The sequence below is a fragment of the Pseudomonas sp. NBRC 111138 genome (assembly GCF_001320835.1).
Lineage (GTDB): Bacteria > Pseudomonadota > Gammaproteobacteria > Pseudomonadales > Pseudomonadaceae > Aquipseudomonas > Aquipseudomonas paracarnis.
Genome location: NZ_BCBO01000061.1, coordinates 41,700 through 58,262, shown reverse-complemented (window position 1 = coordinate 58,262; position 16,563 = coordinate 41,700). Strand labels below are relative to the sequence as shown.

13 protein-coding genes are annotated in these 16,563 nt (G+C 60.3%); 10 read left to right on the top strand and 3 right to left on the bottom strand.

Annotated elements, in window-relative coordinates; all coding sequences use genetic code 11:
* The first annotated feature begins 96 nt into the window (after nucleotides 1–96).
* From APH41_RS10765 to APH41_RS10725, 9 genes are all read left to right on the top strand, one after another.
* A complete protein-coding gene (locus tag APH41_RS10765; protein ID WP_054918867.1) occupies nucleotides 97–714 on the top strand; it encodes an NUDIX domain-containing protein in 618 nt (205 codons plus the stop codon).
* Nucleotides 705–1,154, top strand: a complete 450-nt coding sequence (locus APH41_RS10760; protein ID WP_003188022.1) for a DUF1249 domain-containing protein — start codon at nucleotides 705–707, stop codon at nucleotides 1,152–1,154. The genes APH41_RS10765 and APH41_RS10760 overlap by 10 nt, the downstream gene beginning before the upstream one ends.
* A gap of 97 nt (nucleotides 1,155–1,251) precedes the next feature.
* Nucleotides 1,252–2,064, top strand: coding sequence for a 3',5'-cyclic-AMP phosphodiesterase (gene cpdA / locus APH41_RS10755; RefSeq protein WP_054918866.1), 813 nt, complete (start codon nucleotides 1,252–1,254; stop codon nucleotides 2,062–2,064).
* A 178-nt stretch (nucleotides 2,065–2,242) separates the two neighbouring features.
* Complete coding sequence (locus APH41_RS10750; RefSeq protein WP_014716651.1) at nucleotides 2,243–2,851, top strand: YqiA/YcfP family alpha/beta fold hydrolase; 609 nt, start codon at nucleotides 2,243–2,245, stop codon at nucleotides 2,849–2,851.
* 46 nt (nucleotides 2,852–2,897) lie between these two features.
* Nucleotides 2,898–4,802, top strand: a complete 1,905-nt coding sequence (parE, locus tag APH41_RS10745; protein WP_003188026.1) for a DNA topoisomerase IV subunit B — start codon at nucleotides 2,898–2,900, stop codon at nucleotides 4,800–4,802.
* Nucleotides 4,802–5,797: an esterase-like activity of phytase family protein gene (locus APH41_RS10740; RefSeq protein ID WP_034125638.1), complete on the top strand. Its 996-nt coding sequence runs from the start codon at nucleotides 4,802–4,804 to the stop codon at nucleotides 5,795–5,797. The genes parE and APH41_RS10740 overlap by 1 nt, the downstream gene beginning before the upstream one ends.
* 70 nt (nucleotides 5,798–5,867) lie before the next feature.
* Nucleotides 5,868–8,132 carry a DNA topoisomerase IV subunit A gene (parC, locus tag APH41_RS10735; protein WP_034125639.1) on the top strand — a complete coding sequence of 755 codons (2,265 nt, stop codon included), beginning with the start codon at nucleotides 5,868–5,870 and terminating at the stop codon, nucleotides 8,130–8,132.
* A 173-nt stretch (nucleotides 8,133–8,305) separates the two neighbouring features.
* On the top strand, nucleotides 8,306–9,019 hold the full coding sequence (locus tag APH41_RS10730; protein ID WP_032873461.1) for a membrane integrity-associated transporter subunit PqiC: 714 nt from the start codon (nucleotides 8,306–8,308) through the stop codon (nucleotides 9,017–9,019).
* A 163-nt stretch (nucleotides 9,020–9,182) separates the two neighbouring features.
* Complete coding sequence (locus APH41_RS10725) at nucleotides 9,183–11,753, top strand: hypothetical protein (protein WP_054918864.1); 2,571 nt, start codon at nucleotides 9,183–9,185, stop codon at nucleotides 11,751–11,753.
* Between the two features lie 53 nt (nucleotides 11,754–11,806).
* Here APH41_RS10725 and APH41_RS10720 read toward each other — a convergent pair whose 3' ends face one another.
* Nucleotides 11,807–13,354: a HAMP domain-containing protein gene (locus tag APH41_RS10720; protein WP_034125640.1), complete on the bottom strand. Its 1,548-nt coding sequence runs from the start codon at nucleotides 13,352–13,354 to the stop codon at nucleotides 11,807–11,809.
* A gap of 133 nt (nucleotides 13,355–13,487) precedes the next feature.
* On the opposite strand from APH41_RS10720, the gene serB reads away from it, so the two are divergent.
* Nucleotides 13,488–14,702 carry a phosphoserine phosphatase SerB gene (serB, locus tag APH41_RS10715; RefSeq protein ID WP_003188034.1) on the top strand — a complete coding sequence of 405 codons (1,215 nt, stop codon included), beginning with the start codon at nucleotides 13,488–13,490 and terminating at the stop codon, nucleotides 14,700–14,702.
* 134 nt (nucleotides 14,703–14,836) lie between these two features.
* On the opposite strand, the gene asd is transcribed toward serB, so the two are convergent.
* Nucleotides 14,837–15,697 carry an archaetidylserine decarboxylase gene (gene asd, locus APH41_RS10710; RefSeq protein WP_054896259.1) on the bottom strand — a complete coding sequence of 287 codons (861 nt, stop codon included), beginning with the start codon at nucleotides 15,695–15,697 and terminating at the stop codon, nucleotides 14,837–14,839.
* A 15-nt stretch (nucleotides 15,698–15,712) separates the two neighbouring features.
* Nucleotides 15,713–16,528, bottom strand: a complete 816-nt coding sequence (locus tag APH41_RS10705; protein WP_054918863.1) for a rhodanese-like domain-containing protein — start codon at nucleotides 16,526–16,528, stop codon at nucleotides 15,713–15,715.
* Nucleotides 16,529–16,563: the final 35 nt, after the last annotated feature.

Sequence of the window (16,563 nt, the reverse complement as noted above, 5' to 3'; positions counted from 1 at the left end):
CGCTCGCCGCCTCTCCCGGCAACCGCAAAGGGGCTGCATCAACGGGCCTCGGCGCGTTAGGATGGCGCCCATTGCACGAGCTTAACGAGGGACACCATGACGGACATCGCGAAGTCGACGCCGAACAAAATCGAGATTGTTCAGCGTGACAATGCCTATAAAGGCTTTTACAAGCTCGATCGCGTGCAACTGCGCCACGAAAAATTTGACGGCGGCATGAGCCGGGTGATCAACCGCGAGGTGTTCGTGCGTCACGACGCCGTGTGCGTGCTGCCCTACGACCCGCTGCGCGATGAGGTGGTGTTGATCGAACAGTTCCGCGTCGGCGCCATGGGCCGCGCCGACAACCCCTGGCTGGTGGAGATGGTCGCCGGCCTGATTGACAAGGATGAGCAACCCGAGGAGGTTGCACACCGCGAGGCCGAGGAGGAAGCTGGGCTGACATTCTCCGTGCTGTGGCCGATCACCAAGTATTTCCCGTCGCCGGGCGGCAGTACTGAATTTGTCCACCTGTACCTGGGCCGATGCGACAGCTCGGGCGCGGGTGGTGTCCATGGATTGGAAGAAGAAGCAGAAGACATCCGCGTCACCGTCTGGGCATTCGAAGATGCCTTGCAGGCGGTGCGCGATGGCAAGATTTCCAACGCAGCCAGCATTATCGCCCTGCAATGGCTTGCGCTTAATCGCGCGGAAGTGAGGGGGTTATGGCAGTAAAGGCACGGGAACGTTATCGAGTTGACCTGATCGGGCTGCAAGCGGCCTGCGAGGCCAACTATGCGCGGCTGATGCGCCTGCTCCCCGACATGCGCCACGCCCCCCAGGCGCGGCGCATTGCTGTCACCCATGGCGACCAGATGCTCGGTGTGCTGACCCTGGAAGTCATTCTCACCTGCCCGTACACCACCACCCTGCGGGTGCGCCAGGAACACAGCCTGCCGTGGTTGCCGGTGCCGCAACTGGAAGTACAGGTGTACCACGACGCGCGTATGGCCGAAGTGATCAGTGCCGAGCACGCACGACGCTTTCGCAGCATCTATCCTTACCCGAATGTGTTCATGCACCAGCCCGATGAGAAAGCACAGCTCAATGTGTTCCTCGGCGAATGGCTCAGCCACTGCCTGGCCTTGGGCCATGAGTTTGAAGTGGTGCGGTAGATGTGAACTGTGCCTGCTTCCTTGGGTTTCCTCTTTGTGTCCTGCCCCAGCATAATCGCGCCAAATGTCCATTCCTGTAGTTGCCAGGGAGAGCGCCTTGCCGAGCGTATCCGCCGTGAATCCTGATGCCGTGTTGCTGGTGCAGTTGTCCGACAGCCACCTGTTCGCCGACGCTGACGCCACGTTGCTGGGCATGAATACCCGTGAAAGCCTGCAGCGGGTGGTCGAGCTGGTGCGTGCGCAACAGCCGGCCATCGACCTGATACTGGCGACCGGCGACTTGTCTCAGGACGGCACGCTGGCGTCCTATCAGCAGTTTCGCGATTTGACCGCTCCCCTTGGCGCCCCGGCGCGCTGGATTCCCGGCAACCACGACGAACCGCAGGTCATGGCCCAGGCCGCCATGCACAGTGATTTGCTCGAACCGGTGGTGGATATCGGCAACTGGCGTATCACCCTGCTGGATTCGGCGGTACCCGGTTCGGTGCCGGGCTACTTGCAAGACGAGCAACTGCAACGGCTGGCGCAGGCCTTGAGCGAAGCGCCGGACCGCCATCACCTGGTGTGTTTCCACCATCATCCGGTGCCCATCGGTTGTGCGTGGATGGAGCCTATCGGCCTGCGCAACCCCGAGGCGCTGTTTGCCGTGCTTGAGCGCTTCCCGCAGACCAAGGCATTGCTTTGGGGCCATGTACATCAGGAAATCGACGGCGAGCGCAACGGGGTGCGACTGCTGGCTTCGCCGTCCACCTGTATCCAGTTCGCGCCGGGAAGTGAGGATTTCCAGGTCAGCGAGCAGGCGCCGGGTTATCGCTGGTTGCGTTTGCATGGCGACGGACGGTTGGAGACGGGGGTGGAGCGTTTGGTCGGCTTCGCATTCACCGTCGATTACGGCAGCACCGGCTATTAAGACCTGCAAACACTGATCAAAGGGTGGGAGCTGGCTTGCCTGCGATGGCGGTGTACCTGGCGCTGACTCGTTGACTGAATCGCCGCCATCGCAGGCAAGCCAGCTCCCACATTGGGTCCGCTTCTGCCTGCATTCCCTGTAAACTGCGCCTCTTTGGCCCCAGCACGGAGAGCCCGGCATGTCCGCTTCGATCCTGTATATCCACGGTTTCAACAGTGCGCCGGCTTCCAACAAGGCCAGCCAGTTGACCACTGTGATGGGCACCCTCGGCCTGTCCGACCAGCTACGTGTACCGGCGTTGCATCACCACCCTCGTCAGGCGATTCTTCAATTGGAGCAAGCGATTGCGCAACTGGGCCGGCCACTGCTGGTCGGCAGCTCACTCGGCGGCTACTATGCAACCCATCTTGCAGAACGCCATGGTCTCAAGGCGTTGCTGGTCAACCCGGCGGTCAGTCCCCATCGGATGTTCGACGGTTACCTGGGCACCCAGAAGAACCTCTACACCGATGAGACCTGGGAATTGACACAGGACCACGTCACGGCCCTGGCCGAGCTGGAAGTACCGGCGCCCCAGGATGCGGCGCGTTATCAGGTGTGGTTGCAGACCGGGGACGAAACCCTGGATTATCGCCTGGCCCAACAGTATTACCGGGCCTGCGCCTTGCGCATCCAGGCCGGTGGCGACCATGGCTACCAGGGGTTCGCCCAGCAATTGCCGGCACTGTTGTGTTTTGCCGGCATTGGCGCAGATCAGTTTCAATCCTTCGATTTTTCGTCACTGTAAAAAATCGCAGGTCACTTTTTAATCGAACGACTCACGACGAGACCCCATGGCCACTCCCAGCGCTAGCTCTTATAACGCCGACGCCATCGAAGTCCTCTCGGGCCTCGACCCGGTGCGCAAACGCCCCGGCATGTATACCGACACCAGTCGGCCGAACCACCTTGCCCAGGAAGTCATCGACAACAGCGTCGACGAAGCCTTGGCCGGGCACGCCAAGTCGGTGCAAGTCATCCTTCACGCCGACCATTCCCTGGAAGTGTCCGACGATGGTCGTGGCATGCCGGTGGACATTCACCCCGAAGAGGGTGTGCCGGGCGTCGAGCTGATCCTTACCAAGCTCCATGCCGGCGGCAAGTTCTCCAACAAGAACTACCAGTTCTCCGGCGGTTTGCACGGTGTGGGTATTTCCGTGGTCAACGCGCTGTCGACCCTGGTGCGGGTCAAGGTCAAGCGCGACGGCAACGAGTACCAGATGACCTTCGCCGATGGCTACAAAGCCACCGACCTGGAAGTGATCGGTACCGTTGGCAAGCGCAACACCGGCACCAGCGTGTACTTTGCGCCGGACCCCAAGTATTTCGATTCGCCCAAATTCTCCATCAGCCGCCTCAAGCACGTGCTCAAGGCCAAGGCTGTGTTGTGCCCGGGCCTGCTGGTCAGCTTTGAAGACAAAGGCACCGGCGAGAAGGTCGAGTGGCACTACGAAGACGGCCTGCGTTCCTACCTGGAAGACTCGGTCAGCGACTTCGAACGCCTGCCCAACGAGCCGTTCTGCGGCAGCCTGTCGGGTAATAAAGAAGCGGTGGACTGGGCGCTGCTGTGGTTGCCCGAAGGTGGCGACAGCGTGCAGGAAAGCTACGTCAACCTGATCCCCACGGCCCAGGGCGGCACCCACGTCAACGGTTTGCGCCAAGGCTTGCTGGATGCCATGCGTGAGTTCTGCGAATACCGCAGCCTGTTGCCGCGCGGCGTCAAACTGGCGCCGGAAGACGTGTGGGAGCGCATCGCGTTCGTGCTGTCGATGAAGATGCAGGAACCGCAATTCTCCGGGCAGACCAAGGAGCGCCTGTCGTCCCGCGAGGCAGCGGCGTTTGTCTCTGGCGTGGTCAAGGACGCCTTCAGCCTGTGGCTCAACGAGCATCCCGAGCTGGGCCTGGCCCTGGCGGAGCTGGCGATCAACAACGCCGGCCGGCGCTTGAAGGCCAGCAAAAAGGTCGAGCGCAAGCGCATCACCCAGGGCCCGGCACTGCCGGGCAAACTGGCCGATTGCGCCGGGCAAGACCCGATGCGTTCCGAGCTGTTCCTGGTCGAAGGTGACTCCGCCGGCGGTTCCGCCAAGCAAGCGCGGGACAAGGAGTTCCAGGCGATCCTGCCACTGCGCGGCAAGATCCTCAACACCTGGGAAGTCGACGGCAGCGAAGTGCTGGCCAGCCAGGAAGTACACAACATCGCCGTGGCCATCGGGGTCGACCCGGGTGCAGCGGACATGAGCCAGCTGCGCTATGGCAAGATCTGTATCCTCGCCGACGCCGACTCCGACGGCCTGCACATCGCTACCTTGCTGTGCGCGTTGTTTGTGCAGCACTTCCGCCCATTGGTGGATGCCGGTCACGTCTACGTCGCCATGCCGCCGCTGTACCGCATCGACCTGGGCAAGGAAATTTTCTACGCCCTGGACGAAGCCGAGCGCGATGGCATCCTCGACCGCCTGGTGGCCGAGAAGAAACGCGGCAAGCCACAGGTCACGCGATTCAAGGGCCTGGGTGAGATGAACCCGCCGCAACTGCGCGAAACCACCATGGACCCGAACACCCGGCGCCTGGTGCAGTTGACCCTGGAAGACTTCGCCGCTACCTCGGAAATGATGGACATGCTGCTGGCTAAGAAACGCGCTGGCGACCGCAAGACCTGGCTTGAATCCAAAGGCAACCTGGCCGAGGTTCTGGGCTGATGCGCACAGGCTTCGCCCTGGCGATCCTGATGTTGAGCGGGCTGGCGGTCACCCAGTTGGCCGCAGCCAGCGTGGCAGAGCTCAAGCTGGTCTCGGAACACCCGGTTGACGGCATGCGCGGTGGGAACCTGTCGGGCCTGGCGTTGTGTGGCAACGAGCTGTGGACGGTTTCGGACCGCGATGACGACCAGATTTACCGCCTGGATACCCGTGCGCCGACGTGGAGCGCGCAAGCGCTGAAGATCGACGTGCCGCCCGTGCCCGAGTCCGGCCTGCCTTGGGGCTTGCGTTCGCGCACCAAGGCCGCTTCGTTCATACGTGGTGGTGACCTGGACTTTGAAGGCATCAGCTGTGATGCCGCAGGCAACCGTTACATTGTCAGCGAAGCCCATGCCGCGGTGTTGCAGGTGCCCGCCACGGGCGCGCCGGAGTGGTTGAAAATCGCGCCGGGCATGGTGCGTGAAGCCAGGGCCAGTGGCATGTTGCTGCACTTTAATGCCTTGTTCGAAGGCTTGGCGGTAAACCCTGAAGGCAATCAGATCTGGCTGGCTGCCGAGCGTGAACGCCGTGGCCTGGTCTCGATCAAGCGTGGGCAGAGCGTATGGGATTGTGATGGCCGTTGTGTATTGTTGAGCGAGGCCGGCCAGGAAGTGCAACCGGCGCAGTTCCCCAACGCCAAGGCCGTGTCCAAGGACTTTGCCGACTTGTCGCTGTTCAACGGCAAGCTGTTTACCCTGGAGCGCAATGCGTTCCAGATCTGCCGGCGCGACCCGCTCACGGCCAAGGTTGAGCTGTGCTGGTCGTTTGCCGACGACACCCTGACGCCACAGCGACGTTACCCACAGTCGTATGGCCTGGCTGAGGCCCTGTTGGTGGATGCTGACGGTGCCTGGGTTGGGATCGACAACAATTTCGGCCCGCGTGCCGATGGTGAAAAACGTCCGATGGTCTATCGTTTTGCCGCTCCGGATGGCGGCTGGAGTGCCCAGCCATGAGTCGAGATTTTTTTGAATTGAATCAGCGCAGCGGCAGTTCCGCTGCGCCTTACCCCATGATGAGGCCCGCATGAGTGACATCCTCGCAGACAGCTTAGATGGCGTAGAACGCCGGTCGCTGGCTGAATTCACCGAAAATGCCTACCTCAACTACTCCATGTACGTGATCATGGACCGTGCCTTGCCGCATATCGGCGACGGCCTGAAGCCCGTGCAACGGCGCATCATCTACGCCATGAGTGAGTTGGGCCTGGACGCCGATTCCAAGCACAAGAAGTCGGCGCGTACCGTCGGTGACGTGCTCGGTAAGTTCCACCCCCACGGCGATTCGGCGTGCTATGAAGCGATGGTGCTGATGGCCCAGCCGTTCAGCTACCGCTATACCCTGGTGGACGGCCAGGGTAACTGGGGGGCACCGGATGACCCCAAATCCTTCGCCGCCATGCGTTACACCGAGGCGCGGTTGTCGCGTTATTCCGAAGTGCTGCTCAGCGAGCTGGGCCAGGGCACTGCCGACTGGGGGCCGAACTTTGACGGCACCCTTGACGAACCCCTGGTGTTGCCGGCGCGTTTGCCGAATATCCTGCTCAATGGCACCACCGGTATCGCGGTCGGCATGGCCACCGACGTGCCGCCGCACAACCTGCGCGAAGTCGCCACCGCCTGCGTGCGCTTGCTCGATGAGCCCAAGGCTACGGTCGAGCAGCTCTGCGAGCATATCCAGGGCCCGGATTACCCGACCGAAGCAGAGATCATCACGCCGCGCGCCGACCTGCTGAAGATGTACGAAACGGGCAAGGGCTCGGTGCGTATGCGTGCCGTGTACCACATTGAGGACGGCGACATTATTGTGACCGCGCTTCCGCACCAGGTATCGGGTGCCAAGGTGCTGGAGCAGATCGCCGCGTTGATGCAGGCCAAGCCGTCGAAATTGCCGCAAGTGGCCGACCTGCGTGACGAGTCCGACCATGAGAACCCGTGCCGTATCGTGATCATCCCGACCAACAGCCGGGTGGATCATGAAGTGTTGATGCAGCATTTGTTTGCCAGCACCGACCTGGAGTCCAGCTATCGGGTCAACGTCAATATCATCGGCCTGGACGGCAAGCCGCAGTTGAAGAACCTGCGCAATCTGCTGGTGGAATGGCTGGAGTTCCGCGTACAAACCGTGCGCCGCCGCCTGCAATTCCGCCTCGACAAGGTCGAGCGCCGCTTGCATCTGTTGGACGGTTTGCTGATCGCCTACCTCAACCTGGATGAAGTGATCCATATCATCCGTACCGCCGAGCATCCGAAGGCCGAGCTGATCGCGCGTTTCGAGCTGAGCGAAATCCAGGCGGACTACATCCTCGACACCCGCTTGCGCCAGTTGGCACGCCTGGAAGAAATGAAACTGCGCGATGAGCAGGATGCCCTGCTCAAGGAACAAGCCAAGCTGCAAGCCCTGCTGGGCAGCGAAGCCAAGCTCAAGAAGCTGGTGCGCAGTGAGCTGCTCAAAGATGCGGAAACCTATGGCGATGACCGTCGCTCGCCTATCGTCGAGCGCGCTGAAGCCAAGGCCCTGACCGAAACCGAGCTGTTGCCCAACGAGAAAATTACCGTCGTTCTGTCGGAAAAGGGTTGGGTTCGCTCCGCCAAAGGGCATGATATTGACGCAACCGGCCTTTCGTACAAAGCCGGTGATGGCTTCAAGACCGCTGCCGCCGGGCGTTCCAATCAGTTCGCGGTGTTTATCGACTCGACCGGGCGCAGTTATTCGGTGCCGGCCCACACCCTGCCGTCTGCACGGGGGCAGGGCGAGCCGTTGACCGGGCGCCTCACGCCGCCGCCGGGGGCGAATTTCGAGTGCGTGCTGTTGCCGGACGATGATTCGCTGTATGTCATCGCCTCCGACGCCGGTTACGGTTTCGTGGTCAAGGGTGAAGACCTGCAGGCCAAGAACAAGGCGGGCAAGGCGCTGTTGAGCCTACCGAACAACGCCAAGGTGATTCTGCCGAGGCCGGTGGAGGATCGTGAAAGCAACTGGCTGGCGTCGGTGACCACCGAAGGGCGCTTGCTGGTGTTCAAGATCAGCGACTTGCCGCAGTTGGGCAAGGGTAAAGGCAACAAGATCATCGGGATTCCCGGTGACCGGGTGGCCAGTCGCGAGGAGTATGTGACTGACATCGCCGTGGTCCCGGAAGGCTCTACCCTGGTGCTCCAGGCCGGCAAGCGCACGTTGTCATTGCGCCCTGACGACCTTGAACACTACAAGGGTGAGCGTGGCCGGCGAGGTAACAAACTGCCACGAGGCTTCCAGCGAGTGGATGCCTTGCTGGTCGAAACGCCGGTTTAAGCGGTACTAGAGGCCTCGATCTACGATTTAACGCGTAGATCGATGCTTTCGCGCTGGAGTCATGGCGCATATTCACGGATGATATGGCCTTTCCAGCGCCGGCGTGGCCGAGCGTGTTCAGGTTATTTTTAGTATTACATTGTGGTTCGCCTTGTGGCAGCCACTTGGATGGGATGATGACTGCTCCACGCCTTCCTCTATTTTTGATGCTCGCTGGCCTTTTGGGGTTGGCGGGTTGCAGCACACATCAACCGGTGTCGCTGTACCAGCTGGACAGCGGAAGTCCGGCTCAGCCAGCCCAAACCGCTGGCATGGCAGTATTGCTGGGGCCGGTAGTCGTTGCCGATTACCTGCAACGCGAAACCCTGCTTCAACGTCAGAACGACGGCAGCCTGCAAGGTTCCACAGATGGTCGTTGGGCCGGTAGCCTGTCGTCGGATATCAACCAGTTGATGTTGCGTCAGGTCGCCGGCCAGTTAGACAGCCAGCGAGTAGTCCTGGCGCCGGGACCCTCCGGGTTCACCCCGGATGTACAGGTGTTGCTGACCATTACGCGGCTGGATTCCGGGAAGTCGCAACCGGCGATCCTGGATGCACAGTGGCGCCTGATCGACCGTCGCGGGCAGGTGCGGGACAACCGCATTGTGCACCTGCAGGAAGAACACGCCGGCACCACTGCGTCCCAGGTCCAGGCTCAGGGTGTGCTGTTGCAGCACTTGGCACAGCAGTTGTCGGTGGCGCTCAAACCACTGGCCAACCAGCCGCCGATTGCCGAAGCGCAGCCGCGTAAACAGGCCCCTGCCCAGGCCAAGCCTGCGGCCCCGGAAAAGCCGAAGATGCCGATGGCCACGCCGATTCGTACGGATCTGGAAGTGTTCAGGTTCTGATCTGAAATTTATTTTTGAAAAAGCCCGCCAAGCCCGCGGGCTTTTTCATGCCTGCTGTAAAACGCCAGCGCCTAATTCTGCGTACCTGTTAATTCTGACAGTATCCAGCTGCGCATAAGGTCTCTAGTGTGATTTCAGTCCTATCTCTTAAGGTACTGAACTCATGAAAAAAATATCGATCTTCCTCGCTTGGTTTTTTTGTAGTGCATTAAGTGTTGCTCTCATGGGCTGTAGCCATGAAGTTAATCGTGAATTTGGCGGCCTTGAAAATGATGAACTTCCGCCCGCCGAAGGTGAACTGTCAAGCTTGAGTCAGATAATCCGCCCTGTGACGGGCACCAAGAGGATGCTGGTCACGGTAACCCATTGGCAGGGAGAGCGAGTGTTGGACAGGGATCAGGTGGAGTTGCATACGCTGTCTACTGATCCTAATTCATTACGCTCTTATATTCTGGCTGCGTCCGGTGGAAAGCTGAAGTTGGAGGGGCGGGTAGTGGAGGCGACGTCTGGACCGAAGCCTGAGGGATGCTCTATGTCCACGTCTATCGCGGAGGGTCGCAAGACTGCCGAAAAGAATGGCCTTAATCCCGATGATTTCGACTATGAAATTAACATCGTTAATTGTGGCGGTGGCGCCTTGGCCTTTACCCCCGGTAGGCATGTTGGAGTGTTTGGCAAGGCAGGCTCACCGCATGTTTACAAGCACGAGCTTGGTCATAATTTAGGCTTTCGTCATGGGGGAAGCCTCATAGGCTGCCCCCGCAATGGCGCGTCTGTGAGTGCGCCTGTTGATTGCACTTACGTTGAGTATGGAGACACTGGTGACTCAGTGTCAGGTGGTGGCACGCTTTATCCTGCGGTCAGCCGCCGCTATGCCGGCTGGCTGGATGATGGCCAGGCGACGACTATCACGCGCACCGGCCTTTACAGTTTGAAGGTGTTGGGACGCGAAGGCCCGCAGCTGTACCTGATCAAGATCCCTGAAACCCATTCGCCCGGTGGGGCCTACTACCCGTTGTTGTCGCTCGAATACAGGAAACCTACGGTCTTTGATAACTTTCCGGAGAATGACAACCGGGTCAATGGCGTGTGGATGCGTTATGCGAGGGAGCAAGGCGTGCAGAATGTGCAGATTGATGCCACGCCAGAGACGCCAAGAACCAACGATCCTACCTTACTTACGGGGCAGACATTTGAGGACTCTTCCGGCAAGGTTAAAGTGCTTGTGTGCAGCGCCGGGCCGGACGAGGCGATAGTCGCGGTCGCGCTTGATGGGGCGGGTTTTCCTTACTGTACAACCACGGTCCCCGCTCCCGTCATTGCGGTCCCTCTCGAGGGGGCCAGCACCGGTAAACAGCCAGTATTTGCCGGCACTGCCTGGCCTGGCGCACGTATTGAAATAGTAAATGCTTCCAAGCCCGAGGAAGTCGTGGGCACAGCCATTGCTGATGGCAACGGCAACTGGTCGGTGTACTCGCTGTCAGTGCATGATGTTGGCAGTTATTCTTATACTGCCCGACAAACTTTTGGGGGAAGAACCTCGGTGTTATCTGGCAATCGCAGCTTCAAGGTGGCTGAACTGAGCGTGCCTGCGGCAATAATCGAGACCCCCGCCCAAAATATCGAAGTTGGCCGCCTGCCGCAAGTGTCAGGTACCGGTGTTCCTGGTGCTACTGTGGTGTTGCTTAAATCCAACGATCCTTACAATCCGCTGGCCACTACTAGGGTCGATGGATATGGCCGCTGGTCAGTGCGCATAGAGCGCCCTCTACCGATAAGTCCACCCGCCTTTACCATGACCGGCTATCAAACCCTTGATGGAAAACGTTCGGGTTGGCTGGCGAACAGGACACTCAAGGTTGTTGATGTACCTGACCCGGCGATTATCCAAACGCCGGCCCAAAGCGTCAGAACGGGCCGCCGGCCTTTTGTGACAGGTACGGGTGTAGCAGGTGCTACTGTTGTGTTGATGCAGTCGTACAAACCTGAAAATATTTTAGCCACTACTACCGTCGATGGTTATGGGCGATGGGCCACGCAGGTTGATAATCCGCTGCCGATAAGCCCACCAGCCTTTACCATGACTGGATATCAGTCGATTGAGGGGAAAAGATCCGGTTGGTTGGCCAATAGAACTATCCAGGTTGTCGATGCTCCCGATCTGGCGATTATCGAAACCCCTGCACAAGGTGTGAAAACAGGACGTCGGCCAGTTGTGTCAGGTAGTGGTATTGCGGGCGCGACCGTCGTGTTGCTCAAATCGGGTGACCCGTATAACGCCTTGGCGACCACCACTGTCGATGGCTATGGACGCTGGTCGGTGCAGGTTGATCAGCCTCTGCCGGTCACAAACTCCTTTGTCATGACGGGCTATCAGCAGCTTGACGGTAAAATCGCCCGCTGGTTGGCGAATAGGACCTTCCAGGTAGTGCAGGTTCCCGATGCTCCGGTTATCGAAACCCCTGCCGAAAACCAGACCGTTGGCCGCCAGCCTCTTGTAAAAGGCACTGGCGTTGTGGGGGCCGTGGTTGAGTTGAATCAGGAGAACAGGCCCGGAATTCCACTTGGGTACGCGGTTGTCGATGGTTTTGGACAATGGTCTGTCCAGATAGAAAGGCCGCTACCCGTCGGGTCCAACTTTAAAATGAGTGGGTATCAGCTTTTGGACCAGGTCAGGTCAGGCTGGATTCCACGCCGAACCATTAATGTCGCGGATAGCAAGAAAATCAAATAGTACTAGAAAGCCCGCAGGTGTTCGTTCTCTGCGGGCTTGTGATCATCAATGCATTAGTCTTGGAGTCGACCCTTGTTGCGGGTCTCATGCATCCGCGCCAATTGCCGCTCCAGCATCGACGGATACGGTTCCATCAACCGCTCCACACAACTGGCCCCTTCAGGGCTGGCAATCGGGCGGATACGTGCGCGTTGGCGGATCAACGTGTCTTCACTGATCTTGCGCTCCACCAACAGCAGGTTACGGCTGTGCTGGGACAAGGCCAGGGCATCCTGGGCGATTTCGGTCAGAAGCAGGTCGATCTGGCTAATGCCAAACAGGTCGTCACCCACGGTTAGACCCAGCTGCAGTTGCAGGGTAATGCCGCTGTCGGCCACTTCGATCTGCAGGGCATGGCCAAGGGCGCGCAACAGCTCGCCGCAGCAGATGGCATTGGTCAGGTAGTCCTCGCCGCTGTCTTCGCTGTGGAACAGCATCAGCGTGCTGCCATCGTTCAGGGTGTGCAGTTCGCTCTGGTAGAGCGAAGCGGCCTGGTCGAGGCAGTCGCGGTAGCGTTCGAGCAGTTCGGTCAGGCGGGCACGGGGCAGGCGGCGCAGTTGCTCCTGGGCGCCCAGTTGCACGGCGAGTACGGCACTGTGCTGTGGCTCGGCGTTCTTGACCGCAACGGGTTTGGGCGCAGCGACTGGGGCGGCTGCCGAGGTGTCGCGCAGGTCGGCGAACGGGTCTTCGTCGTCCAGCTCGTCTTCCTCGGCCTTGATCACATGGCGCGGCGCAGGCTTGAGGCCGGCCACCGGGGCGCTTTCGTCGAAGCCTGGGTCGCGCAGGTCGCGCACTTCAAACTCAGGCTCGTCATTGTAGTCCTCGGTGTCGTCGTACTCAGGCTCGGGCTCGACTTCAGGCGCTTTTGGCTCCGGGGCAAAGCTGGCGTGGAGCTGACGCGCGAGGTCGCCGATTTCGTCCTGGCGATCGGTGGCCGGGGTGTGTTCGTCGATATCCCGCAGCCAGATGCGCAGTTGCATCAACGGCGTGGAGATATGCCGGCCCAGGCGCAGGCTCAAGGCCAGGGCCAAGGCCAGTAGGATCGCGCTCAGAATGCCCATGCTTTGCAGGCTGATGGTCATCGGCTGCTGGAACTGTTGCATATCAAGGCTGATACGCAGTTGGCCGGCCTTCACGTCCTGGAACGTAATATTACTCTGATACAGGCCTTCGGCCTCACCGAGCAGACCGTTTTTCGGGCGTTGCCCGGCCTCGGCCATGATCCGGTTGTCCACGCTATAGATAGCGGCGTGGGCCACGAGCGGGTTCTTGGTCAGGTTGTTGAGCAACACGTTGAGGCTGAGGATGTCGTTGGACACCAACAACTCAGTCGCCGAAGTGGCAGTCTGGGTTGTCAGGCTCGCGCCCAGGGCGTCAGCTTGCTCGTGCATGGCCTGCTTGAACTGCAAACCCATCACGCAGGCGTAGATCACCAGGGCCAGAGCGACCAGGATCACGTTATGGCTGGCGATGCGCAATGCAATCGGTACACGGCGATGGCGCAGTGCCCGGAAGATCAGCAGGAAGAAGTTATCGGTTTTTACTGGCGTGGGCCGGTTCACTTGCGCTCGGCTCTTGGTCCGTGAAGTTGACGCGCAGTATAGCGACAGGCCCATGGCCGGCAAAGCGCTGGCTGTGCCCGATGGTCACTGAAAGTGGGTAGAATGCGGTTTTTTTCCAGCCTGGGGGTGCGCTTTGCGCGAAATTGTCCTGATCAACATCACGGGTGAAGACCGGCCGGGTCTCACCGCAGCCATTACCGGCGTCCTGGCCCAGGGTGGTGTGAACATTCTCGACATCGGCCAGGCGGTGATCCACGACACCTTGTCGTTCGGCATCTTGGTGGAGATCCCCAGCACCGAACAGGCCTCCTCGGTACTCAAGGACATCCTGTTTACGGCGTATAAGCTCGATCAACAGGTACGTTTCACCCCGGTGTCCGAAGCTGACTACCAGCACTGGGTCGAAGGCCAGGGTAAAAAGCGCCATATCGTCACCCTGTTGACCCGCAAGGTAACGGCTGAGCAGTTGCAGCGCGTTAGTTCAATCACTGCGCAATACGGATTGAATATCGACCATATCGACCGTCTGTCGGGTCGCATGCCCTTGGACACTCCGGCTGACAAAGGCAAGGGCTGCATCGAGTTCTCTGTGCGCGGTGAACCGGCTGACGCGCAAGCGCTACGCGCCGATTTCCTGAGCGTGGCCCAGGAACTGAATGTCGATATCGCCTTCCAGGAAGACTCCCTGTTCCGTCGCAATCGCCGCTTGGCGGTGTTCGACATGGACTCCACCTTGATCGAAGCCGAAGTCATCGACGAGCTGGCCAAGGCGGCCGGTGTGGGCGAGCAAGTCTCGGAGATTACCGAGCGCGCGATGGCCGGCGAGCTGGATTTTCGTGCCAGCTTCAAGGAGCGTCTGGCGCTGCTCAAAGGCTTGGACGTTGGCGTGCTGGATTCGATCGGCGCGTCGCTGCGCCTGACTGAAGGCGCCGAAACCCTGTTCGCCGAACTCAAGCGCCTGGGCTACAAGACCGCCATCCTGTCCGGCGGTTTCACTTACTTCGCCAAGCAGTTGCAAGCCAAGCTGGGCATTGACTATGTATTCGCCAACGAGCTGGAAGTGGTGGATGGCAAAGTGACTGGCGTCGCGGTGGAGCCGATTGTCGACGCCCAGCGCAAGGCCGACCTGCTCAAGGAATTGGCCCATAAGGAAGGCTTGCGCCTGGAGCAGACCATTGCGGTCGGCGACGGCGCCAATGACTTGCCGATGCTGGCGATTGCCGGGTTGGGGGTGGCCTTTCGCGCCAAACCGTTGGTCAAGCAGTCAGCCAAGCAGGCGATTTCGACCTTGGGGTTGGATGGCGTGTTGTATCTGCTGGGCCTGCGTGACCGAGACGGTCAGCTATAAGCCGATCTCACTGTCACTGATCGTTCCCACGCTCCGCGTGGGAGCGCCTCCAGTGACGCTCTGCGTCACGCTTTGGGCGCAGAGCGCCTCGGGCTGCATTCCCACGCGGAGCGTGGGAACGATCAACTGCAATATCAGGCTTTAGCTGCGGCGATACCCTGGCCCATCTGCACCGGCGTACCCGCTGCCAGTTCTTCAGCCCACTTCACCTGGTCCGGCCCGAACAACACGATGGCGGTCGATCCCAGTTTGAAGCGACCCAGCTCCGCACCTTTCTCCAGATGAATCGGCGCGCGGGCCGCTTCGTCGTAGCGGAAGGTTTTCAGCTCGCGTTTCGGCGGCGTCACCAAACCGGCCCACACGGTTTCAATCGACGCAACGATCATCGCACCTACCAACACCACGGCCATCGGGCCGCGTTCGGTGTCGAACAAGCAAACAACGCGTTCGTTACGGGCGAACAGTTCCGGCACGTTTTCGGCGGTGGTCTGGTTGACCGAGAAAATCCGCCCTGGCACATACACCATCTCGCGCAGGGTACCGGCCAGTGGCATGTGCACCCGGTGGTAGTCCTTGGGCGACAGGTAAATAGTCGCGAAGTCCCCGCCCATGAACGGCGCAGCCATTGCCGCATCGCCACCGAGCAGTTCCAGCACGCTGAAGCTGTGGCCCTTGGCCTGGAAGATACGACCATGTTCGATCGGGCCTAGCTGGCTGACCGCGCCATCGGCAGGGCTCAGCACTGCGCCTGGGGTTGGATCTAACGGACGGGCGCCGTCTTTCAGCGCGCGGGTGAAGAAGGCGTTGAAGTGCTCGTAGGCGGTCAGGTCTTCCACCAGGGCCTGGGACATGTCCACCTGGTAGCGCTTGGCGAACCAGGCAGTGAAGGCGTTCTTGAACCAGCGCACGCGGCACTCGGCGATACAGCCGGCCAGGCGCGACAGCAAGTGATGCGGCAGCAAGTACTGGCTGAGGATAAACAACTGCTTTTTCATAACTGTCCTTAAACCTTAAATCTCAACGGGGGTGTCGGGGTGGTTGCCCCATTCGCCCCAGGAACCGGCATAACCTTTGACTCGCGGATAACCGAGCGCCTTGGCCACCAGGTAGGTGAAGCCAGAGCGGTGGTGAGTCTGGCAGTGGGTGATGATTTCTTTGTCTTTGGTCAGCCCGAGGTCTTCGAGGATTTGCGGCATGTCACGGCGGATACGCAGGCTGCGCGCCTTGTCCATGCCGGCGGTCCATTCGAAGTTCACCGCGCCGGGAATGTGGCCGCCCTTGGCTGCGAGCACTTTCTCGCCGGAATACTCCAGCGGGCCACGAGCGTCCCAGATCCCCAGGTCGGCCGCGCCGAGGCGGCTTTGCAGGTATTCGCGGGTGGCTGTGGGGCCGTCGTGCAGCGTAAGGCTGACCGGGCCGCCGGCTGCTGGGGGCGCATCGGTGGAAAGCGGGTGCCCTTCCTCCAGCCAAGCCAGCAGGCCACCGTCGAGGTAGTGATATTTCTGGTGGCCGATCACGTCGAGCATCCAGATAAAACGCCCGGCCCAACCGCCGCCTTCGTCGTCATAGACCACATAGGTGGCGTCCGGGGTGTGGCCCAGTTCGCCGAACAGTTTTTCCAGGTCGGCCTTGCTTGGTAGCAGGCCGGGTGCCGGTGGCTGTCCCAGTTGGGTGCGCTTGGGGTCAACGAAGTGCGCGCCGGGGATATGCCCTTCGGCGTAGCGGGCGACACTGGTGAGGTCTACCAGTATCAAGTGCTTAGAATCGAGGCGACCCAACAGGTCGGCGGATTCGATCACCAGCGGCAAGCCAGAGAAGTCAGGCATGTGAGGTCTCCTGGGCACAAATGTTGGCGATAAAG